Source organism: Candidatus Rickettsiella isopodorum, from assembly GCF_001881495.1.
Lineage (GTDB): Bacteria > Pseudomonadota > Gammaproteobacteria > Diplorickettsiales > Diplorickettsiaceae > Aquirickettsiella > Aquirickettsiella isopodorum.
In genome coordinates this window covers 510,766-533,816 of record NZ_LUKY01000033.1, presented here as the reverse complement: position 1 = coordinate 533,816, position 23,051 = coordinate 510,766, and the positions used below count along the sequence as shown (strand labels likewise).

The 23,051-nt window shown below is 36.3% G+C and carries 22 protein-coding genes; 8 read left to right on the top strand and 14 right to left on the bottom strand.

Features of this window, described 5'->3' with window-relative positions:
• Positions 1-12 precede the first annotated feature (12 nt).
• From atpG to A1D18_RS06410, 7 genes are read right to left on the bottom strand one after another with little or no spacing between them, the layout of a single operon-like run.
• Positions 13-873 (bottom strand): F0F1 ATP synthase subunit gamma, encoded by an 861-nt coding sequence (atpG, locus tag A1D18_RS06440; protein ID WP_071662953.1) that lies wholly within the window; start codon positions 871-873, stop codon positions 13-15.
• A 6-nt stretch (positions 874-879) separates the two neighbouring features.
• A complete protein-coding gene (gene atpA / locus A1D18_RS06435) occupies positions 880-2,424 on the bottom strand; it encodes a F0F1 ATP synthase subunit alpha (protein WP_071662952.1) in 1,545 nt (514 codons plus the stop codon).
• 15 nt (positions 2,425-2,439) lie between these two features.
• On the bottom strand, positions 2,440-2,976 hold the full coding sequence (locus A1D18_RS06430; protein WP_071662951.1) for a F0F1 ATP synthase subunit delta: 537 nt from the start codon (positions 2,974-2,976) through the stop codon (positions 2,440-2,442).
• A complete protein-coding gene (locus A1D18_RS06425; RefSeq protein WP_071662950.1) occupies positions 2,976-3,446 on the bottom strand; it encodes a F0F1 ATP synthase subunit B in 471 nt (156 codons plus the stop codon). The genes A1D18_RS06430 and A1D18_RS06425 overlap by 1 nt, the downstream gene beginning before the upstream one ends.
• A gap of 25 nt (positions 3,447-3,471) precedes the next feature.
• On the bottom strand, positions 3,472-3,777 hold the full coding sequence (gene atpE / locus A1D18_RS06420) for a F0F1 ATP synthase subunit C (protein ID WP_071662949.1): 306 nt from the start codon (positions 3,775-3,777) through the stop codon (positions 3,472-3,474).
• A 33-nt stretch (positions 3,778-3,810) separates the two neighbouring features.
• Entirely contained in the window at positions 3,811-4,620 is an 810-nt protein-coding gene (atpB, locus tag A1D18_RS06415; RefSeq protein WP_071662948.1) for a F0F1 ATP synthase subunit A, read from the bottom strand.
• Positions 4,617-5,024, bottom strand: a complete 408-nt coding sequence (locus tag A1D18_RS06410) for an ATP synthase subunit I (protein WP_084028773.1) — start codon at positions 5,022-5,024, stop codon at positions 4,617-4,619. The genes atpB and A1D18_RS06410 overlap by 4 nt, the downstream gene beginning before the upstream one ends.
• A gap of 337 nt (positions 5,025-5,361) precedes the next feature.
• Here A1D18_RS06410 and A1D18_RS06405 point away from each other — a divergent pair, with 337 nt between their 5' ends.
• Positions 5,362-6,405 carry a class I fructose-bisphosphate aldolase gene (locus tag A1D18_RS06405; protein ID WP_071662946.1) on the top strand — a complete coding sequence of 348 codons (1,044 nt, stop codon included), beginning with the start codon at positions 5,362-5,364 and terminating at the stop codon, positions 6,403-6,405.
• A 78-nt stretch (positions 6,406-6,483) separates the two neighbouring features.
• Positions 6,484-6,936, top strand: coding sequence for a c-type cytochrome (locus A1D18_RS06400; RefSeq protein WP_084028772.1), 453 nt, complete (start codon positions 6,484-6,486; stop codon positions 6,934-6,936).
• Between the two features lie 227 nt (positions 6,937-7,163).
• Here the strand turns inward: A1D18_RS06400 and A1D18_RS06945 are convergent, their stop codons facing one another.
• The 3 genes from A1D18_RS06945 to hldE form a co-directional block, all read right to left on the bottom strand.
• Positions 7,164-7,502: a ComEA family DNA-binding protein gene (locus A1D18_RS06945; protein ID WP_071662945.1), complete on the bottom strand. Its 339-nt coding sequence runs from the start codon at positions 7,500-7,502 to the stop codon at positions 7,164-7,166.
• A gap of 73 nt (positions 7,503-7,575) precedes the next feature.
• Positions 7,576-8,529, bottom strand: a complete 954-nt coding sequence (rfaD, locus tag A1D18_RS06390; protein ID WP_071662944.1) for an ADP-glyceromanno-heptose 6-epimerase — start codon at positions 8,527-8,529, stop codon at positions 7,576-7,578.
• Positions 8,526-9,968 (bottom strand): bifunctional D-glycero-beta-D-manno-heptose-7-phosphate kinase/D-glycero-beta-D-manno-heptose 1-phosphate adenylyltransferase HldE, encoded by a 1,443-nt coding sequence (hldE, locus tag A1D18_RS06385; protein WP_071662943.1) that lies wholly within the window; start codon positions 9,966-9,968, stop codon positions 8,526-8,528. Before hldE ends, rfaD begins: the two co-directional genes overlap by 4 nt.
• A gap of 232 nt (positions 9,969-10,200) precedes the next feature.
• On the opposite strand from hldE, the gene recA reads away from it, so the two are divergent.
• The 3 genes from recA to A1D18_RS06370 are packed head-to-tail and all read left to right on the top strand — an operon-like array spanning position 10,201 to position 13,816.
• The gene (recA, locus tag A1D18_RS06380; RefSeq protein WP_071662942.1) at positions 10,201-11,253 is read left to right on the top strand and encodes a recombinase RecA; all 1,053 of its coding nucleotides are present in this window, start codon (positions 10,201-10,203) and stop codon (positions 11,251-11,253) included.
• 15 nt (positions 11,254-11,268) lie between these two features.
• Positions 11,269-11,739 (top strand): regulatory protein RecX, encoded by a 471-nt coding sequence (locus A1D18_RS06375; protein ID WP_071662941.1) that lies wholly within the window; start codon positions 11,269-11,271, stop codon positions 11,737-11,739.
• A 58-nt stretch (positions 11,740-11,797) separates the two neighbouring features.
• The gene (locus A1D18_RS06370) at positions 11,798-13,816 is read left to right on the top strand and encodes a M3 family metallopeptidase (protein ID WP_071662940.1); all 2,019 of its coding nucleotides are present in this window, start codon (positions 11,798-11,800) and stop codon (positions 13,814-13,816) included.
• A gap of 6 nt (positions 13,817-13,822) precedes the next feature.
• Here A1D18_RS06370 and A1D18_RS06365 read toward each other — a convergent pair whose 3' ends face one another.
• The 4 genes from A1D18_RS06365 to cfa form a co-directional block, all read right to left on the bottom strand.
• On the bottom strand, positions 13,823-15,169 hold the full coding sequence (locus tag A1D18_RS06365; protein WP_071662939.1) for an FAD-binding oxidoreductase: 1,347 nt from the start codon (positions 15,167-15,169) through the stop codon (positions 13,823-13,825).
• Positions 15,170-15,173: 4 nt separating this feature from the next.
• A complete protein-coding gene (gene ptsP / locus A1D18_RS06360) occupies positions 15,174-17,447 on the bottom strand; it encodes a phosphoenolpyruvate--protein phosphotransferase (RefSeq protein ID WP_071662938.1) in 2,274 nt (757 codons plus the stop codon).
• Between the two features lie 114 nt (positions 17,448-17,561).
• Entirely contained in the window at positions 17,562-18,140 is a 579-nt protein-coding gene (locus A1D18_RS06355) for an RNA pyrophosphohydrolase (protein WP_342741280.1), read from the bottom strand.
• Between the two features lie 171 nt (positions 18,141-18,311).
• On the bottom strand, positions 18,312-19,457 hold the full coding sequence (gene cfa / locus A1D18_RS06350) for a cyclopropane fatty acyl phospholipid synthase (RefSeq protein WP_071662937.1): 1,146 nt from the start codon (positions 19,455-19,457) through the stop codon (positions 18,312-18,314).
• 113 nt (positions 19,458-19,570) lie between these two features.
• Here cfa and A1D18_RS06345 point away from each other — a divergent pair, with 113 nt between their 5' ends.
• The 3 genes from A1D18_RS06345 (at position 19,571) to A1D18_RS06335 (ending at position 23,023) form a co-directional block, all read left to right on the top strand.
• Positions 19,571-21,136, top strand: a complete 1,566-nt coding sequence (locus tag A1D18_RS06345) for a bifunctional aminoglycoside phosphotransferase/ATP-binding protein (RefSeq protein ID WP_071662936.1) — start codon at positions 19,571-19,573, stop codon at positions 21,134-21,136.
• Positions 21,137-21,199: 63 nt separating this feature from the next.
• The gene (gene ubiK / locus A1D18_RS06340) at positions 21,200-21,472 is read left to right on the top strand and encodes a ubiquinone biosynthesis accessory factor UbiK (RefSeq protein WP_071662935.1); all 273 of its coding nucleotides are present in this window, start codon (positions 21,200-21,202) and stop codon (positions 21,470-21,472) included.
• A gap of 54 nt (positions 21,473-21,526) precedes the next feature.
• The gene (locus A1D18_RS06335; RefSeq protein WP_071662934.1) at positions 21,527-23,023 is read left to right on the top strand and encodes a YifB family Mg chelatase-like AAA ATPase; all 1,497 of its coding nucleotides are present in this window, start codon (positions 21,527-21,529) and stop codon (positions 23,021-23,023) included.
• Positions 23,024-23,051 lie beyond the last annotated feature (28 nt).

The window sequence follows — 23,051 nt, the reverse complement described above, 5'->3', positions numbered from 1 at the left end:
GTATGGTTAAATTTAAACAGCTTCCGCACCGGCAACTATTTCTGCTAGTTCTTTGGTAATGGCTGCCTGGCGTGCTTTATTATAGGCTAATTGTAAATCGCTTATTAATTCACCCGCATTATCCGTTGCATTTTTCATAGCTACCATCCGAGCCGCTTGTTCACAAGCGGTATTTTCTACAACACTCTGATAAACTTGTGATTCTATATAACGTGTAAGGACCAATTCTAACAATGGCTTTGCATCAGGTTCATAGAGATAATCCCAGCGATAATTAAGATCTGATTTTTCAGAAGGCAAAACGGGTAATAACTCTAGAGCTTGCGCTTTTTGAGTCATCGTATTAATAAATTCATTATAAAAAATAGTTACACTATCTAGCTCGCCTCGCTTATAAGCATCTAATAAAACTTTAATAACCCCAATTAAATCTTGTAGTTGCGGTGCATCTCCCAAATGATTGGCATGTGCGACCACATGACCACCTATACGCTTAAAAAAAGCCTCGCCTTTTCCACCTATAATCGCCAAATCTACAGCTATCCCTTTAGATTGGCACACTCGAAATTTCTGCAAAACCAACTTTAGTAAATTAGTATTCAGTCCGCCACACAATCCTTTATCCGTAGTGATGACAAGAAAACCTGCTCGTTTTAACTCTCTTACTTGTAAATAAGGGTGTTGATATTCCGCATGACTACTTGCGACATGATAGATTAGATCTAGCATCTTGTGCGCATAAGGTCGCGAAAACGTCATACGTTCTTGAGCTTTTCGCATTTTACTAGCCGCCACCATTTCCATGGCTCGCGTTATTTTCTGGGTGCCTTTAATACTAGCAATTTTACCGCGTATCTCTTGCGCAAAACTCATCCGCTATCACCAAGTTTGTGTCGTTTTAAAGGCCGTAATTGCTGTCTTTAACTCATCAGCTATCACTTCGTTATAATCACCTTTTTGGTTAATCTGTTTCAAACAATTCGTTTGTTCTGAATGCATATAAGCTAATAATCCTTCTGCAAATGTAACTATTTTAGTCAGTTCTATATCATCTAAATAACCTTTATCAACAGCAAACAACAGCACAGCCATCTCAGCAACACTTAAAGGTGCATATTGTTTTTGTTTTAAAATTTCAGTAACTCGTTGCCCCCGCTCTAGCTGCTTACGTGTTGCTTCATCTAAATCGGACATAAACTGAGAGAAAGCAGCAAGTTCACGATATTGAGCCAAACTTAATCGAACACCACCACCTAATTTTTTTATAATTTTAGTTTGAGCCGCAGATCCCACTCGCGAAACAGATAAACCTGCATTAATTGCAGGACGTATACCGGCATTAAATAAATCGGTTTCTAAAAAAATTTGACCGTCCGTAATGGAGATAACGTTCGTCGGAACAAAAGCAGAGACATCTCCAGCTTGAGTTTCGATAATCGGTAATGCCGTTAATGAGCCTGTTTTTCCTTTAACGCGCCCATTCGTAGCCTTTTCAACAAACTCTTGATTAACTCTTGCGGCACGTTCAAGTAAACGCGAATGTAAATAAAATATATCACCTGGATAAGCTTCTCGACCAGGTGGGCGTCGCAATAACAAGGATATTTGCCGATAAGCCCAAGCTTGTTTCGTTAAATCATCATAAATAATCAGTGCGTCTTCACCTTGATCGCGGAAATATTCTCCCATCGCACATCCGGCATAAGGTGCAATAAACTGTAATGCAGCAGAATCAGCAGCACTTGCCGATACGATAATGGTATGCTTTAAAGCATCTTGCTCTTCTAACTTTCGCACTACAGCGGCAATAGATGACGCTTTTTGACCTATTGCAACATAAATACATTTTACGCCCGTATCCTTTTGGTTAATAATCGCATCGACGGCCAGTGCTGTTTTTCCAGTTTGTCTATCTCCAATTATTAATTCGCGCTGACCACGCCCTATTGGCACCATACTGTCAATAGCTAGTATGCCTGTTTGCAACGGCTGTGAAACACTTTGACGCCAAATAACACCTGGAGCAACTTGTTCAATAGGCGCATTTTTTTCAACCTCAATTGAGCCACGACCATCTATGGGATGCCCTAAAGCATTAACAACTCGCCCTAATAAAGCTTCGCCTACGGGAACCTCAAGAATACGTCCAGTACACTTAACCGATTGACCTTCACTTAGTCCTTCATAGTCACCCAAAACAACCGCACCGACTGAATCGCGTTCTAGATTTAAAGCAAGTCCATAACATTGGGGTGAAAACTCTATCATTTCTCCCAACATAACATCATTTAAACCATAGATACGCACAATTCCATCACGAAGACTGACAATACTTCCCTCTGTACGCGTTTCTGCAGAAACATCAAATTTCTGGATACGCTCTTTGATTAATTCGTTAATTTCAGATGTGGTTAATTGTTGCATAGCCTATACTGCCTCTTAATTCACTAATGTCGCACGTAAACGTTCTAATTTGCCACGTACAGAACCATCGATGACTAAATCCCCGACGCGAACGACCAATCCACCTAATAAATTCTTATCCGTGTGGTGGTCTAATTTTATATGACTTTGTAAACGTTCCGATAATACTTTTTCTAAAGTTTGTTCTTCCATTTTAGTTAAAGGCACAGCGGAAATAGCATAAGCTGTCACTTCCTTAGCTAGCTCAGCTTTATATCGTCCAAATAAATCTTCAACTTCTGGAAGTACTAATAATCGTTGGTTAACTGCCATTAGTTTTAGAAAATTCTTTCCAAAAGGAAAAATTACTGTTTTGCAAAATTCCAACAAACATTCATACGCTACTATTTTATCGATACATGGATTTTTTAATAGATTTTGCATCGATTTTTCGTTAATAACCCTTACTGACTGCTTAAGTAAAGCAGACCAAGCATCCACGTTATTTTTATCCATAGCACAAGCAAATGCCGCTCGTGCATAGGGTCTAGCAATGGATGTGAAATCAGCCATCAAATTTCTTCCAAAGATTGTTTAACGAGTGCATGTTGAGCCACACTATCGAGAGATTGCGCCAAAATTTTCTCAGTGGTTATAATTACTAAATTAGCTACTTCTGCACGTAGTTTCTGTTGTGCAGCCTGCCATTCTTGTTGAATATCCGCTCTGGCTATTGTCAATAACCGTTCATTCTCTATTCTTATTTGCTTCTTCGACTCTTCAGACATTTGATTAGCGCGTTTATTCGCTTGCTCAATGATCTCAGTCGCTTGTTGTTTTGCTTCCTGCAAATACTCATCTGCTTTTAATTGTGCTAATTCTAAAGCTTGTTGACCGCGCTCTGCGGCAGCTAAACCATCTGCAATACGTTGTTCTCGCTCTTGCATTACTTTCAGTATGGGTGGCCATACGAATTTCATGGTAAACCACACAAAAACAGAAAACGTAATTAACTGGCCTAATAAGGTGATATTAATTTCCACGACGATTTCTCAAGTTTATTATCAATTAACTCGTTACTGGTTTAGAAACTAGTTTTAAAACTTCGCTTAAAAAGGGATTTTTAGCAAAAATTAAATATAGTCCCATCACGATAGAAATAGCAGCAAACGCATCAACTAATCCAGCCATTAAAAACATTCGCAACATCAGCATGGGTGTTAACTCAGGCTGGCGCGCTACCCCTTCTAAAAACTTTCCACCTAAAATACCGAAACCAATTGCGGTACCTAATGCAGCTAACCCTACTAATAAAGCCGCTGCAATGGCCGTTAAACCTTGTACATTAGCAACTACTTGCGCAACTTCTACCATTTTTATATCCTCTCTTTGTGTATTAATAAATAATTAATGTGTTTGTTCTTGGCCATGGGTCTCATGCGCCATACTTAAATAAACTATAGTTAGCATCATAAAGATAAATGCCTGAATCGCAATAATTAATATATGAAACACTGCCCAAACACCACCAAAAGTCCACTGTAACCACCATGGTAATAACGCCACTAAAATAAAAATTAATTCTCCAGCAAATAAATTTCCGAATAACCGTAGCGATAAAGAAATAGGTCGTACAAATTCTTCTAATAACCGGAAAATAATATTGATGGGGAAAAGATAAGGACCAAATGGGGAAACCAGCATTTCTTTACTGAGTCCCTTCACACCTTTAATTTTTAAGTTATAGTAAATGATTAAAATAAAGACCGCAATTGACATGCCGAATGTCGTATTAGGATCAGCAGTCGGCACAGATCGAAAATGACTGACACCAAACAATGATAATACTGTCGGCAATAGATCAACTGGCAGTAAATCCATAAAATTCATTAAGAATACCCAAACAAAAATTGTCAGCGCTAAAGGCGCAATCAATTGACTAACCCCGTGAAAAGATTCTTTTACAGTTTTATCTACAAACTCTACGAGAATCTCAACAAAATTTTGGATTTTACCTGGAACACTACTGCTTACAGTGGCAGCTACCCAGCGAAATAAAATTAAAAATCCTATACCTAGTACAGCTGATAACAAAAAGGTATCGAGATTTAAATTCCAAAAACTTCCTCCATCTGAAAAACTTAAGGTTTTCAGGTTAAAGTTAAGATGTTCAAGATGATGCTGAACATAATTTGCTGAGGTTTGTTCGCCATTCATACTAAACCTTCATCACTTTTAATTATTAGCAATAGCCAAAATACTAGCTGAGAGGCCAAATAAGCTAGCAACAAGATCGGAATGTTTACTGATAATAACTGAACCACCATTATAAAAAAAATTCCACTGAAGAATAATTTTATTAATTCTGCTCGATAAAAAATATTGAGCAATTTTCTTCCAGACATTTGTCCTAAACGACGCATTATTTTAATCACAAAATAACAGTTAGGAAGTAACCATAAGGAAATACCCAGTGCAAGAGATTTAATAACCTCCCTCCCCTGAAAAACATTCCCGAAAATAACTACTAGCCCTAGTAACCCGCCAAATGCTATGGAACCCGCATGGCACATTTTTTGCATCACCTTACCTGGTAATTGGGCAAGCCTACTACAAGTCATTTTAAGCCACCCCCAGCTTATAAATTGTCGGACAGTATAATAAGCGTAACCCTTTTATGCAATGCTAATATAAGGATGAATTTTGCCTTCTTAGTTCAATTGAGTACCCCTTATAAATATAAAAAAATCTAAGTCAGTCGTTTTTCCTAAGCCGGACTGGCGCAAATTAGGAATCTAGGCCTGAAATTAAAGGTAGGCCCTATATTAATGGAACATCTGGTGATCAGTAACTTTACTAGAAATTACCCACATTGTTCTATATAGTATTAAGCTTTACAAAATACATGTAAGATTCACTTAGCTTTACACCTCAAAAAAATGTAAGGAGCAACTCATTATGGCCACTCATGAGCTTGAAGGGACTATTCAACGATTAACTGTACCAGGAAAGGGGATTTTAGCGGCAGATGAAAGTCAAGCGACTATTACTAAACGATTTTCCCCCTTACATATAGAGTCAACCATAGAAAATCGTCGTAATTATCGCGAACTCCTTTTTACTACCCCTGATATTGAAGCATTTATCAATGGCGTTATCCTTCATGAAGAAACCTTAGCGCAAAAAACTAAAGAAGGATTGCTATTCCCGGATTATTTAGATAATGAAGGTATTGTACCTGGAATAAAGGTAGATAAAGGGCTCATTTCTTTAAATGCCGAAGAAAAAATGACTCAAGGCCTCGATGGTTTAGCAGAACGTCTTCTAACTTATAAAAATCTTGGCGCTTGTTTTGCCAAATGGAGAGCTGTTTTTTCAATATCTAGCACACTCCCTTCTTCTTTAGCCGTAACAGCTAATGCACAAGCCTTAGCTCGCTATGCATCTATTTGTCAAAACAATGGCATTGTCCCCATAGTAGAACCGGAATTATTAATAGACGGTGATCACAGCCTATCTCGCTGCGCTGAAGCAACAGAAGCTGTTCTTTATACCGTATTTGAAGAACTCCACAAGCACCATATTTTACTAGAATGTATGATACTAAAACCCAGTATGGTAATTGCTGGAAATCAATATATCCCACAACCTAATATCGCTGAAGTTGCAGCAGCAACTTTAAAGATATTACGTCAAACAGTTCCTGCAGCAGTACCTAGCATTAATTTTCTTTCTGGAGGTCAAACTCCAGAAGCCGCTACTGCTCATTTAAATACGATGAATAAACTACAACCTTCGCGTCATCCTTGGCGCTTAAGCTTTTCCTATGGTCGCGCTTTACAAGAACCTGCATTAAAAACTTGGAATGGCAAAGCGCATAATGTGAAAGCAGCACAGCGTGCCTTTTATAAACGCGCAAAACTCAATGCCGCTGCTTGCAAAGGTCAATATCAATCAAGTATGGAAACCGAAGAAAAAGAGGCGGAAACAAACTTTGCTTAAACTTTTAATGAAAAAAATAGGAGAATAAATAAAATCCTTAGATGCTTTTTTCGATCTTAAAAATTCATAGTTGAGCATGTGCTAAATTTTAGAAAAATTTTAAATATAATTGTTTTTATTTTTACTTCTGATTTTATGATGCCTATTTATGCAGATTTTTTTGATAACTCTTCAATAGCACTTGAAAAGCGTATCGCTCCGATTGGAAAAGTCAAAGTAGCTTCTTCAGAAATAAGCCCCTCATTATCATTACAAGTTGTTGAACAAGATGCTCACTTGGGAAAAACTATATTCGAAAGTAAATGTATCTTGTGTCATAAAAATGGCATAGGCGGCGCACCGCGTTTAGGGAATCATTCGGATTGGGCGCCGCGCATCAAGAAAAAATTTTCACTCTTATTAAAACATGCAACAATGGGTTATCGAGCTATGCCACCTAAAGGGGCATGTTTAGAATGTTCAATATCCGATTTAGAAGTGACTATCAAATACATGTTAGCACAGCTACCTATCTATGCTCTTCATACTTGAATAGGTGGACACTCAACTCGCAATCTATGGTTATAGTATAAACATAGATTGCTGCATGATTATGGCGCTTACAAAAACTCACAATTGCTAATTACGCCTATTGTTTTTGATTCATTGTGCTTGAATAAAGAATTTCGCCTTCTCAAGCACAACGAATACCACTTCACACAACTCAGATATAATTTTGTTATCCTCCCTTTTAATCAACTTTTATATCTGAAACCTCATTAAACAGTTATTTTTTCGCGATTTTGATCCACTATTCTTTTACTTATTCCTTTGATTTTTATCAAATCATCAATAGATTGAAAGGGTCCATGCTCATTACGATAAGCAAGAATTGCCTTAGCACGTTTTAAACCAATGCCTTTTAATTCTGCTGCTAAGGTCTCTTCATCCGCTGTATTAATATTAACCAGTGCTGAAACTGAATTAGATAGTGTTTTTGCAGGGGAAGAAGTTAACACGGTATTATTATGCGAAATAAAAGGGCTGGTAGTTGCTAAAACTGGTGTAGTTATAATTGACGCTAGCAAAGTAGTCAATAAAGAAGAATAAATATCCATAAAAAAAACTCCTTTTTAAAATTTTTCTATCGGAATTTATATTTTATGGATAAAAAAAGAATGTGGCAATGAATTAAACGGTAATATTTTTATGTATCATAGAAAGATAATCTTTGACCCCATTAGCAACATTACGAAAAGCTCCTTGATAACCTGCATTACGCAATTTTGAAAGATCAGCTTGAGTAAAATTTTGATAACAATCTCTCAAATGTTCTGGGAATGGAATATAGTGGATCTCTCCGTGACCATAAAAATCAATAACTGCTTGTGCGAGTGTATTAAAACTTTCACAATTTCCTGTCCCTGCATTATAAATTCCACTTTTTTTAGATTTTAAAAACCAAAGATTAATAGCAACAACATCGTCAACATAGATAAAATCTCTAAGTTGTTCGCCATTAGCGTAACCATCCGTTCCTTCGAATAAATTTATAATACCTGTACTTTTAAGTTGTTTATCCGCATGTAATACCACACTGGCCATACTACCTTTATGGCTTTCTTTAGGACCATAAACATTAAAGTAACGTAAACCTACAACTTGACTCTTTATATCATAAAAAATACTTCTTACATATTGATCAAATAAATATTTAGAATAAGCATAAACATTTACGGGTTTTTCATACACTAATTCTTCTTTAAAAACAGTTCCCAAACCATATACGGCAGCACTCGAAGCATAAATGAAAGGAATCTTCCAAGCCAAGCAGTACTGCAATAAATTTTTAGAATATTCATAATTATTATTCATCATATAGTGTCCATTCCATTCGGTAGTCACGGAACAAGCACCTTGATGAAAAACTGCTTTTAGTTTAGAAAAAATCTTATTTTGCTTAATTTTATCTAAGAATTCATTTTGGTCTAAATAGTCAGTAATCGAGCAATCCACAATATTTCTGAACTTAGCTCCATCTGTTAGATCGTCAACGACTACAATCGGTATATCAGGGTAAACCAGGTTAAGTTGTTTAACTAAATTGCTACCAATAAAACCTGCCCCACCTGTAACGACAATCATGAAGATTCTCTTTCTTGTTCTTGAATTTTTGAAATGATCGCACTAGTAGAGCATCCTCTGACCAAATCAACTAATTTTATCTGGCCACCATATTCTTGTATTGCTTTCGCTTCAGAAAGATCATTGACTTGATAATCATTTCCCTTTACCCAAATATCTGGCAATAACAGTTTAATAAGACGTTCTGGAGTTGCTTCACTAAATGATACTACCCAATCTACTACACTCAATCCTGCTAATACCGCCATTCGATTGGCTAATTTGTTTATCGGTCTTCCTGAACCTTTTAAGCTTGATACGGAATTATCATCATTAATCGCTACGATTAATCGATCGCCTAAACGTTTTGCTTGTTCTAAGTAAGCGACATGACCCGCATGTAAAATATCGAAACAACCTCCTGTCATCACTATTTGTTCATTATGCGCTTTTGCATCTGCAACAACTATTTTAAGTTCATCTTCAGTCAAAATACCACCATGAAAGGAGAGCTGCTGAATTTGTATCGCTCGCCTTAGTTCGGCTGGACTGACTGTAGCTGCTCCAATTTTTCCCACGACTATGCTTGCAGCAATATTGGCAAGTTGTGCTGAATGGACTAAATCAGCTTGTATCGCATAAGTTAGCGCTAAACAAGCTATTGCCGTATCGCCTGCACCTGTAACATCATAAACTTGCTTAGCAAAAGCCGATAAGGAAATCTCGGGTTGATCGTCTCGAATTAACGTCATTCCCTGTTCCCCTCGTGTCACCAGTAGCGCTTCAAAATTATGCTCTTTTAAAAGCTGTTTACCCTTTTGCAATAAAGCTTGCTCACTATTACATTTTCCTACTACTACTTCAAATTCCCGCCGGTTGGGTGTTAACACTGTAGCACCATGATAGGCAATAAAATTATTACTCTTAGGATCAACGAATACGGGCTTATTTGCTTTTCGCGCTAATTGAATGAGCTCCTGAGCCTGAGCCAAACATCCTTTGGCATAATCGGAAAATATGACTACATCACACTGTACAATTTTTTGCTCAAATAATTGTTTTAGATAGGTATAGTTCAATTGATAAGGTGTCTCTTCAAAATCGAGCCGTATCAATTGCTGGTGCAGACTGAGTATACGAAGCTTAGTCACTGTAGGTGATTGTGGTAGCTTGTATAAATAACAATTGACCCCAGCATGACTTAGTTTTTCCTCAAGTATATTACCCGCCTCATCATCTCCACAAAAACTAAGTAAATCGACCTGCGCACCTAGCGCGGCTATATTTAACGCGACGTTTCCTGCGCCGCCTGGACGCTCATCAAGACTTCTTACATGAACTATCGGTACGGGCGCTTCTGGAGAAATTCGGGATGTATCACCAGACCAATAACGATCCAACATGACATCCCCTACAACTAAAGCACGGATTGATTTAAATGAAGGAACTTGTATTTTCATTAGGCCTCTTATCAGATCTTTTTCTTACATTTTTAATCTTTATAACCTTCACTATAAAAAATCATGCGCTTAAAATGCATGGGTTTCGCAAGTATTTGTTTAAAATTTAAACAAATACTTGCTTTTTAAGTGGATCTCTCTAAAAAGCATATAGAGACAGTCGCTTATTTTATGCGATAATGTTTGTTAGAGTCCATTTTTACATTTTTTCCTTTATAAAGGTACCTGCGCTATGAGTGATGCAAGTAATTCACGAGAAAAAGCCCTTAAAATGGCATTAAGTCAGATTAAAAAACAACACGGGGAAGGTGCTGTTATGCGCCTAGGTGATTCTAGCCAGGTTTCTGTCGATGTAATCTCTACAGGTTCTTTAGGCTTAGATATCGCTTTAGGGATAGGTGGATTACCACGCGGACGCATCATCGAAATCTATGGGCCTGAATCTTCTGGTAAAACGACACTTACCCTGCAAACGATTGCCGAATGTCAAAAAATAGGAGGGGTCGCGGCATTTGTTGACGCCGAACACGCGCTTGACGCTAATTACGCCGAGAGATTAGGTGTAAAAAAAGATGAGCTTCTAGTTTCTCAACCTGACACAGGAGAACAAGCACTAGAAATTGTTGATATGTTAGTCCGCTCTAATGCAATCGATATCATCGTGGTAGACTCTGTTGCGGCACTAACTCCTCGAGCCGAAATTGAGGGAGAAATGGGTGATTCGCATATGGGTTTACAAGCCCGTTTAATGTCACAAGCTTTACGTAAACTGGCAGGAAATATTAAGCGCTCCAACACTCTTGTTATCTTTATTAATCAAATCCGTATGAAAATTGGGGTTATGTTTGGTAATCCTGAAACAACAACAGGCGGCAATGCACTAAAGTTTTACGCGTCAGTACGTCTTGATATACGTCGCACGGGTTCCATCAAAAAAGGTGATGAAGTCATAGGTAATGAAACTCGAGTCAAAGTAGTAAAAAACAAAGTTGCTCCTCCATTTAGGCAAGCTGAGTTTGAAATTCTTTATAATCAAGGAATTTGTCACCTAGGAGAAATTGTTGATCTCGGTGTAACGAATGGATTAATCGATAAAGCAGGGGCTTGGTATAGTTATCAAGGTGAACGAATTGGTCAAGGAAAAGATAATGCGAAGCAATTTTTGAAAGATCGTACTGAAATTTTTCAAAAACTAGAAACGGAGATTCGAAAAAAATTAATCAACAAACCTTCTGAAAATAATCTGTCTGAAGTGTCAGAACTGGAAACTGAAATTGTTGAGTAACAATAATGCTAGTGTATGTTATATGATGCTGTCTTAGAAATTGACAAAAATATCTATCAAATTGCTTTGGACCATTTAGCAAGAAGAGAGCATACTCGCTTTACGCTTCGAGAGAAATTGGTGAAAAAAGGATTTCTGCATCAATCGATAGGAGCTGTTTTAGACATTTTAACTCAACAAGGATTTTTAAACGAAGTACGTTTTTGTGAAACATTTATTCAAAAACGCATAAGGCAAGGATATGGGCCTATACGGATCACTACCGAATGTCATCAATATGGTATAAGTAATGATATTATTTTTTCTCAACTTCCCCAAGATGAAGAATTTTGGTTAACCATTATTCAAAAGACTCTGCAAAAAAAGTTTAGGCCTAGTTGTCTCCTAAAAGAACAGTCACGTCAAATACGTTATCTTCAATATCGTGGCTTTAAACTTAGTCAGATAAAAGCATCGCTAAAAATTTATCTTCATCAGACAAAATAAACTCAGTTTGATTTTTTATCAAAAAAATAATAGCTAAATACAACACTCTTAGGAACACATGATGAATGCATTACCTAAATTTAATGAAATTAATCCAAAAAATATAGTCAGAGAATTAGATAATCTACTTGACAATAATCGATCTGAATTAGCCCAACTATTAGCTGAAGTTACTCCTCTTGATTGGAGTTTTATTCAGAAATTAGATGATTTGGATGACCGACTTCAGCAATTTTGGTCTCCAATCAACCATTTATATGCCGTCAAACAAACCTCTGGTTTACGCTATGCCTATAACGAATGTCTTCCCAAATTAAGTGCCTATAGTTCCGAATTAAATCAAAATTATGCTCTTTATCAATCCATTAAAAATTTAGCTAATAGTGATTATCAATTCAATTATGCACAAGAAAAATGTCTACATAACGAATTACGAGATTTTCATTTAGGTGGTGTCGATTTACCCAAAACTCAGCAAAAAAGATTTCAAGACATTCAAACTCAATTATCCCAATTATCGAATCAATTTGAAGAAAATTTACTGGATACTACAGCGGAATGGTCAAAACACATTAGCGATAGATCCACGTTAAAAGGAGTCCCCGCTTATGTCATCGCAAACGCTGAAAAAATCGCACAAGAAAAAAAACTAACCGGCTTTTTAATTACTCTAGATTATCCGTCTTATTTTCCTATATTAACCTATGCTGATAACCGAGCTTTACGTGAATCAATATATAAAGCTCATATTACCCGAGCTTCTGAGCTCAGTAATCTAGCCTTTGATAATAGCCAAGTAATGTTCAATATACTTAATTTACGCCATGAATTAAGTCAAATACTTGGCTTTAAAAATTATGCTCAAAAAAGTTTAGCTTTGAATAAAATGGCAAAAAACCCTGAAGATGTACTTGAGTTTTTACAGGGGCTACTCGCCTATGCACAACTCAAAGCAAAAGAAGAATGGAAAGAGCTTTCTACTTTTGCACAATCTCGAGATCAAATTGAAACTCTACAGGCTTGGGATATTTTATATTATCGTGAAAAATTACAAGAAAAAAAATTTGGTATTTGTGATGATACCCTACGCTGTTATTTTCCTGTCGATAAAGTCCTTTCGGGACTTTTTAACTTAATTGAACGTTTATTTGGGATGCAAATTAAAGAAATTAAAGGTGTGGAGATTTGGGATCCACAGGTTCGTTTTTTCGCCATTACAGATAATCAACAACAATTACGAGGGCAGTTTTATTTAGATCTGTATGCAAGACCAGAGAAACGTGAAGGAGCTTGGATGGACGATTATCAATCGCGACGCCGTTTAAATAATAACGATATTCAAACACCTATTGCTTTTTTAACCTGTAATTTCTCTCCTCCTATCGATCTTACACAAACTCCGCTATTAACACATGAAGAAGTTTTAACCTTATTCCATGAGTTTGGTCATGGTTTACAACATATGTTGACTATAATTGATTATTCTGCTGTTTCAGGCATTAATGGGGTTGCTTGGGATGCAGTCGAATTACCAAGTCAATTTTTAGAGTATTTTGTTTGGGAAAAATTAGTTCTAGATCAAATCAGTAGCCATTACAAAACAGGTAAAACTTTACCTGAAACGCTGATTATTAAAATGCGTGAAGCCAAAAATTTTCAGGCTGGCCTTCAATTATTAAGACAACTAGAATTATCATTATTTGATTTTCGTGTGCATCTAGAATTTGATCCTGCCAAAGGTTATGAGCAAATCCAAGATTTACTCGATTCAATACGTAAGCAAATCGACATAATATCTATAGCAACATTCAATCGATTTCAGCATGGATTTTCACATATTTTTGCAGGTGGTTATGCTGCTGGATACTATAGTTATCTTTGGGCAGAAGTTTTGGCATGTGATGCGTTTGCTAAATTTCAAGAGGATGGAATCTTTAATGAAGAAACTGGGAAAGCTTTTTTACATACTATTTTAGAGCAAGGGGGAGCAATTGATGCTATCGAATTGTTTAAAAAATTCCGCGGTCGTGAACCAAAAATACAAGCTTTTTTAAAAAACTTAGACTTAAATTATTAGAGAAATTTAGAAACCAAGTTTCAAGCGCCTGGATAAACTTGAACTAAACCTGTTGTGTGAGTCCCAATATTGTTTGACTCTCAACCAGTTTAGGTATCGTTTATACATTTTACGAAACGCTTCTGGTTTTAAACGAGCATCTTTTGCCAAATAAATTCTTCCTCCCGCATGAATCACTATTTCGTCCAAAATATCTAAGCATGTAAATATTTTTTCATTACGAAGAGGGATATCAAGCGCTAAAGTAAATCCTGAAAGTGGAAATGATAATGGAGCTAAATTTTCTTGCCCAAAATGTTTTAATACAGCTAAATAAATAGGATGTTTATGCTTCTGTAAAGTTTCTAATATTTCGTTAATAGCAGAGTGGGCAAATTTTGTTGGTATTACGCATTGATATTGAATAAAACCTTTCTTACCATACAAACGAGGCCAATTTCTTATGCGATCCAATGGGAAAAAATAATCATGATAAGTCTGTAAAAAAGATTGATCCTTTTTAGTCAAATGGTAATAATAGACTTTATTAAATAGTTTTATCAATTTGGGATATAAAAGAGAACACGGAAGTGAGTAAGGACAATTAAAAGAAATATATTTTGAAAGTGAAAAAGCTGATTTTTGTTGGCGAATAGATAGTTCCGATAAGTCTGCATGTTTTGCCTTCATAATAACGCCATGAAAAAATGACCTATTTAAAGTATCTAACCAGGCTACTCTATATTCAAACTCATCATCCTCTTGACCCAACTCCCCTAATACCTGTTCCAGGTTATGTGCAACTCGATGTTGCACTTTCATATAAGCTGTTTCAATTCGCTTTAATTGTAAAGTCACTACACCAATAATTCCTGTTAAGCCCATACCACCTATAGTAGCCCAAAATAATTCTGGCATAACTTTAGGTGAGCAATTTACCTTTTCTCCATTAGCAATAACAAGCTGTAAACTAAGAACATGTTGCCCCAAAGAACCTGCATGCCAATGATTTTTTCCATGTATATCTGTAGCAATACACCCACCTAAGGAAACCTCTGCTGTTCCAGGCATTACGGGCAAAAACCAACCTTGTTTAACTATAAGTTCCAATATTTTTGCTAAAGTAATACCTGATTCAACCGAAAGTACCCCTTTATATACATCAAACTCGAGAAAACGATCTAAACGATTTGTTAAAATGATCTCTCCTTGCGCATTTAAAGCAGCATCACCATAACTGCCCCCAGAACCACGCGCTATAGAAATTAATTGGCTAGGTTTCAATTCCGCATAGCTTTCGGGGCGTGATACCCTCTCCGGACATTCTAAAGGGTACCCATTAAAACTAGATTGACATTTTTCGCACCAATTCATACGACTATCCAGTAACAGGTATTAAATAATCCAAGTTAAATCTTGATAATTCTTTATTTAAATATTTTCTTATATCCGCAGCATTATCCATTGCTAAAATTTGTACTAATGTATTTCTAGCTTCGTTAAAACTAATTTGTCGAATGACTGACTTTATTCGAGGAATGGAAAAAGAATTCATGCTCAAGGCATCAAATCCCATGGCTAAAAGTAATGGTACAGCTAAAGGATCACTAGCCATTTCTCCACAAATACTAATCGGTTTTTTCGCTTGATGAGCGGCTTCTACAATTTGTACTAAAGCCTTTAGAACTGCTGGCTGAAACGGATCATACAAATTAGCTACACGAGGATTATTCCGATCTACTGCTAACATATATTGAGTAAGATCATTACTTCCTACTGATAGAAACTCAACTCGTTCCGCTAATGCCCGTGCTTGATAAATTGCAGAAGGAACCTCAATCATTATCCCAATGGGAGGCTTACATGCTTGAGTATGTTCACTCACTACTTTTTCATACGCTTGATCAATCAAACGTAAAGCATGATCAGCCTCAGCAACACAACTCACCATTGGCAACATAATGCGTAAATTATTAAACTCCAAATTAGCTCGTAACATTGCACGGATTTGGATTAAAAATATTTCGGGATGATCCAGTGTTACACGGATCCCACGCCAACCTAAAAATGGATTATCTTCTTTAATAGGAAAATAAGGTAATGCCTTATCTCCTCCAATATCTAGTGTCCGCATTACAACGGGTCGTGGTGAAAATGCCGCCAATAATTGACGATATAAACCATATTGTTCATCTTCAGCGGGAAAGCAATCACGAATTAGAAAGGGTACTTCAGTGCGATATAGCCCTATACCTTCTGCACCAGCTGTTAAAGAAAGGCTGGCATCCGCCATAAGACCCGTATTTACCCAAAGAGCGATGCTATAACCATCTAATGTTTGAGCAGGTAATTCTCGCAATGCCTCTAGGCTATTTGTAAATTCACTTTGTTGTTGTATCAGTGTAGTAAAGCTTTGTTTAACCCTCCCAGAAGGAGCTACAATAATACGGCCTTGGGAGCCATCTATAATTAAAGTCTGCGCTTCAAGCTGGTTGACTGGTAAATTTTCAACTCCAGTGACAGCAGGAATCCCTAAAGAGCGTGCTAAAATAGACAGGTGAGAGTGGCTAGAGCCTCTTATAGAAACTATCCCTGCTAATCGACCTTCAGGCACCTCCGCTAAAGCCGATGGACTCACTTCTTCACCAATCAGAATAGTATTTTCTGGGTAGAGGGGTGGCGTAAATTGGTTGTTTTGTAAATGCATTAATATTCGGCGTCCTAAATCCCTTAAATCGGCAGCTCTTTCACGCAAATAATCGTCATCAACTTTCTCAAAATGTTGCACATGTGTACTAATAACTGATTGCAAAGCTGTCTGCGCCCATTGATGGGAAGTTTTAATGGCTATTATTACTTCTTTTTCCAAACTAGCTTTATTTAAAATTGCTAAATAAACGTCAAATAGTGCTTGCTCTTCCTCAGGTAACACGGACATCATATGTTTTTTTAAACGATGGATATCATCTCGTGCTGCTTTAAAAGCTTTCTTTAATTGAGCTATTTCTGCTAATACATCATCGGCTCTTTTATAGGGAACTGCTTCTAAATCAGCAAATGGATAAGCGACAACTACCTGTCCTATGGCAATACCTGGCGCACTTGCTATTCCTTGAAAACTAATATCCTGTTGTAATTGTTTTTTATTTTCCTTAAATAAAGAAAATATTTCTCCGGTCGCTTCGGCGTGTGCTAATACACCCCCTAATTGGGCAGCCATAGTTACTAAAAAAGCCTCTTCTGCTTCATCAAAACAACGCTGTTCTTCTTGTTGAACAACCAATACACCCAGTAAGGCACGATTATGAATAATAGGGACGCCAAGAAAGGCTTTAAAACGCTCCTCGCCTATATCTGCGATGTATAAGAAATCAGGATGTTCTGGTGCATTTTCAATATTAATTAATTCGCCATTCTGCCCAACTAAGCCAACTAAGCCTTGATCAAAACCAAAACGCACTTTCCCAACACATCTAGAATTTAAGCCCTCAGTTGCGAGTAAAACATAATTTTTTTCGCTATCAAGAAGAAAAACTGTGCAAGATTGAGTATTCAAAGCTTCACGAATCCGTCTTACTAAGGTCCGTAAGGCTTCTTTAAAACTCTGCGCTGCGCTGATCTCTTGAACAATACGACGAAGTAGCTTCAACATAGCAAACACCTAACTAATTAGTATTTGGGCATACGCTTAAATTACGGTTTAAATACTGCTTTTGTGCTATCCTTAAATCCGTAAGTATGCGCAAATAAGTTTATATTTATTTGATTATTCGACCTTTTCTACCAACGTTAAGTTGCTACACAATTTACTAACCCGCCTTGGTTGCATAACTTCAGAGGGAAGTAATGTCGCTAATTCTTCTAACGCACGCCGATAAACATGTCTCTTAAATGTAATAACTTGCTTGATTGGATACCAATACGGAGCCCAACGCCAACGATCAAACTCAGGCGAACGAGTCACATCAAAACGAATTTTTTCCGGATCCCCCCTTAAGCAAAGCAAAAACCATTTTTGTTTTTGTCCAATGCATAATGGTTGCATATGTGAACGTCGTAAATGGGGAGGTAACCAATAATATAACCAATTCTTTGTCCCCCCTAGTAGCTCAACATCGGAATCTTCTAATCCTAATTCTTCATAAAGTTCTCTAAATAGAGCTTGCTCTGGTGTTTCATTAGTTTGAAGGCCACCCTGAGGGAATTGCCAAGCATGCTGACCAATGCGTCTAGCCCAAAGGACTTGCCCTTCAGAATTAGCAACAATAATACCAACCCCTATACGAAAACCTTCCTCGTCAATCACACGATATTCTCCACATAAATTAGGCTTACATTGTTTCATAAAAGTACTAGGGGGTAAACCATCTTATAACTTCTATCTTTAATTTATTTAAATCTAACTCTTGGAGAAACTAGCTTTAGAAAAATAATTAATATTTAATTACTCTGTATTTTTCCACTATAGAGTAAGAAACAATGATTTTTAAGAACAAGAACAGCTAGTTTTCGTCAATTAACGAATAGATTCATACCCATGAATTACACCGCCTTTAGAAAAAACAATTTGCCATAGCTGAAGATCACGTGCTCTAAACGCTCCTGCACATGCTAATAAATAGTATTTCCACATTCGGTAAAAAGATGCATAATCGTAATCTTTTTTTAAAAAAATCCAAGATTTATTAAAGTTTTCAAACCAAGCCATTAATGTCTTATCGTAATAAGCCCCAAAATTATGCCAATCTTCCATGATAAAAAGGCCTTCACTCGCTTTTCCGATTTGACGAATAGAAGGTAAAATTCCATTTGGAAATATATATTTATGTATCCATGGATTAGGATGATATTTTGATGTATTACTCCCGATAGTGTGTAATAAAAACAATCCGGATTTTTTTAAACACCGGTGTGCAATTTTCATATAGGTTTTGTGATTTTTTGGTCCTACATGCTCAAACATGCCTATTGAACAAATGCGATCAAATAATCCCGTAACATCTCGATAGTCTTTGAAAAGAATTTCTATAGGCCAACCTTGGCAAATCTTTTTAGCGTAATCATATTGCTCTTTGGATACTGTCAATCCTAAAACTGAACACCCATAATTTTCTGCCGCATAACGAGCAAAACTTCCCCAGCCACATCCTATATCGAGCACCTTCATACCCGGTTTTAGTTTTAATTTCTCACAGACTAATGCCAGCTTAGCTTGTTGAGCTTCATCTAAATTTTTACTTTTTTTCCAATAAGCACAGCTATAGGTCAAATTCTCATCTAACATCGCTTGATATAATGAGTTCCCTTTATCGTAATGATGTTTACCTACTTCAAATGCACGGGATTTTGCTTGTAAATTAAAACCACTTAAAATAAGTGTACGCAGCTTTTCTTTTATAAAATAATAAATAAAATATTTATTTCTTTTTATATTTTCAGGTAATTCTGTGCGCAATAAATAAAAAAAGAATTCATCAAGACTTTCACAATCCCACCATCCTTCTACATACGATTCACCCAAAGCTAAAATAGGATTTTTTAACAACCGCATATAAAATTTTTCATTATGAACTTGTATGTCTCTAAGATTTTTTCCATTTATCTCAATTTGTGCTTCCATTAATAACTGCTGGATTAATTTTTTCGCATACGGCAATTTCATTTGAAATATCCCTTATAAAATTTTCTATTCTGTATCTATACCCCTTACAACCCATAATAAGTTACGCTATAGTATCTAATTGCTTAATAAATATTGATATTTAATCTTCTGCTATGCCTAATTCTTTTTTAATTAAAAATCTTCTATCTAACCGTGCTTTTAATCATCCAGTTCTACAACTTGGACTTATTGAAACTCACGTTTCCTGGGTGATATTGACGGGGAAATATGCTTATAAAATAAAAAAACCTGTTGATTTTGGTTTTTTAGATTTTTCAACCTTGAAAAAACGTAAATATTTCTGCGAAGAGGAATTACGGTTAGGTCAATTATTTGCACCCGAAATTTATCTTGCTGTGGTACCTATTACAGGGAACATCGAACACCCTCAAATTAATGGCGACACAGGACCTATTTTAGAGTATGCCATCAAGATGTGCGAATTTTCTCAAGATAATTTACTAAGCGCACTCCTTAAACAAGGAAAATTAAGTGCTCCGCTTATTGACCAATTAGGTCAATTAATTGCAGAATTTCATAAAAAAACACCTGCTGCACCCAAGAATTCACGCTTTGGCCTTCCTGAGGAGGTACATGCTCCTACTCAGCAAAATTTTGAGCAAATCATTCCTTTACTTAGCAATCCTACCGATATAGCACAAGTAAAAAAGTTAGCCTTATGGGCTAACAAACAATTTACTAAACATCAAAAACTCTTTGAAAAGCGAAAAGAAAAAGGCTTTATTCGTGATTGCCATGGGGATTTACATTTAGCGAATATTATTTTCTATCATGGTAAACTTGTTCTTTTTGATCGCCTAGAATTCAATGAAGATTTGCGATGGACCGATGTCATTGCTGATCTTGCCTTTTTAGTGATGGATTTAGCAGGAAAAAAGCAACCCAAATTAGCTAACCAATTAATTAATACCTACCTACAATTTACTGGCGATTATGAAGGGCTTAATTTATTAGCTTATTATCTTTCTTATCGAGCAGTGGTTCGCGCCAAAATAGCTTTATTCCGCCTAAATCAGAAAGATCTAAATGATAAAGAAAAAATAGATATTCGTAATGATTATTACAATTTCATAAATTTAGCAGAATTCTACACTCACCCTAAAAAACCATGTTTAATCATTATGCACGGACTTGCTGGGTCAGGAAAATCAACCACAGCAAAAAACATAGCTATTGAATGCAGCGCTATACAAATAAGTTCCGACATTATTCGTAAACAATTATTCAACATACCTTTATATGAAAACTCTCACTCTAGCCCTTTTGGAGGAATTTACACCCCACAATCAACTGAAAAAACTTATAATAAACTTAAAAGTTTAGCAAAAATTGTTATTAAAGCTAGATTAACGGTGTTAATTGACGCAACCTTTCTTCTTCATAGCCAGCGAGTGTTGTTCTATAATCTGGCTAAACTTTTAAAAGTGCCATTCTATATACTTCATTGTCAAACCAATGATCTTGAAATAAACCAACGCATTACAAAGCGGAACATGCAAAATAATCCTATTTCTGAAGCAAACTCATCTATTTTAAAACTCCAAAAGGAGCGAGAAGAACCGCTATCCATATCAGAACAAAAATATACTTTAGTTGTCGACGAAAAATTAAGCACTCTTAAAATTGCTTTAGCTAATATTTGCCCTCATACTAATTAACTAGTTCAATGTTATTATAGGCACTTAGGTTAAAATAGTCATTCGATAAAGAGGAATTTTTGTATGTTTGATACGAAATTTATTGACGATGCCGTAAAGCGACTTAGCGAAAGTCTGCCACCCGGATTAAATAAATTTAAGAAAGATTTAGAAAAAAACTTTCGAGCGATTTTGCAAAGTATGTTTGCAAAACTTGATTTAGTAACACGTGAAGAGTTTGATGTACAAAAAAAAGTTTTAACAAAAACCCGTATTAAACTAAATACATTGGAAAAACAAATCGCTTACTTAGAAAACCATCTAACTAAATCAAAAAGTAAAAAAAGTAAAAAATAAGTCAATTTAATTTTTTAAGTGACCAATTAAAATAAAAATTAGAAGGAGCTGATTATGTCACTAGCTATTGTGCAAACTCGTGCAAATGCCGGAATTCAAGCGCTTCCTGTTACTGTTGAAACTCATATATCAAATGGTTTACCTAGTTTATCTATTGTTGGACTCACTGAAACAACTGTCAAAGGGAATCGAGATCGGGTGCGTAGCGCTATAATTAATGCGCAATTTGAATTTCCTGCCCGACGAATAACTATCAATCTTGCCCCTGCCGATCTTCCAAAACAAGGAGGTCGATTTGATTTGCCAATTGCATTAAGTATTCTGGCAGCTTCTAACCAGATACCAAGCAATACGCTCGAACAGTATGAATTTATCGGTGAGCTAGGATTGTCAGGAGAACTTCGACCCGTTTCTGGTATTATCCCTTTTTCGTTAGCGGCACAAAAAGCCAACCACACTATTATAGTGCCCTTAGCCAATGCTCAAGAAGCCAGTTTCAATAAAAAAACGAGTATTTTACCTGCTAAAAATATTTTACAAGTTTGCTCACATTTACATGGACGAGTTCCTTTATCAAATTACCATGCAGACTATTCTCAACTTGAGCATCGTCAATTACCCGATTTATCTGAAGTGTTCGGGCAAGCACATGCTAAACGAGCTTTAGAAATTTGCGCTGCAGGAAAACATAGCTTATTAATGATAGGCCCGCCAGGCACTGGAAAAACGATGCTTGCCTCTCGTTTAATAAGTTTATTACCTTTACTCAGTGATGAAGCAGCTCTAGAACTTGCTGCGATACATTCAATCAGTGGACAATCTCTAGAACTAAGCACTTGGAAATTTCCTCCCTTTCGTAGACCGCATCACACCGCCTCAAGCATAGCGCTAGTAGGCGGCGGCAATCCACCCCGCCCGGGAGAAATATCATTGGCCCATCATGGTGTTTTATTTTTGGATGAATTACCTGAATTTGACCGGCAAGTATTGGAAGCCTTGCGTGAACCCTTAGAGTCAGGAAATATAAGTATTTCACGTGCTTCCCGACAAACTGAATTTCCAGCTAATTTCCAGTTAATTGCTGCTATGAATCCCTGCCCATGCGGTTATCTAGGTAGTCAGGTTCATCCTTGTGTGTGCGTACCGCCACAGATCCAACGTTATCGCAAAAAATTATCTATGCCTTTTTTGGATCGTATTGATATGTGCCTTGAAGTTAATTCTTTACCAAAAAATTATTTTCGGAGACCACGCCATGAAGAAAGTAGCAAAACTATTCGATATAGAGTTAAAAAAGCACAATTTAAACAGCTAAAAAAATTTGGAACACTTAATCATAATTTAAACGGTAATATCTTAAAAATTGCCTGTAAATTATCAAATACCGATCACAAAATTTTAGAAAATGCTTTAGAAAAATTTCAACTTTCAACACGTGCTTATCATCGTATTTTACGGATAGCACGCACTATTGCAGATTTAACAGAATGTGAAAAAATTAAAACTCCACACTTAATGGAAGCTTTAAGTTATAAAGTCATGAAAAAATAACCATACTTCTGAATTTATATTATTAATA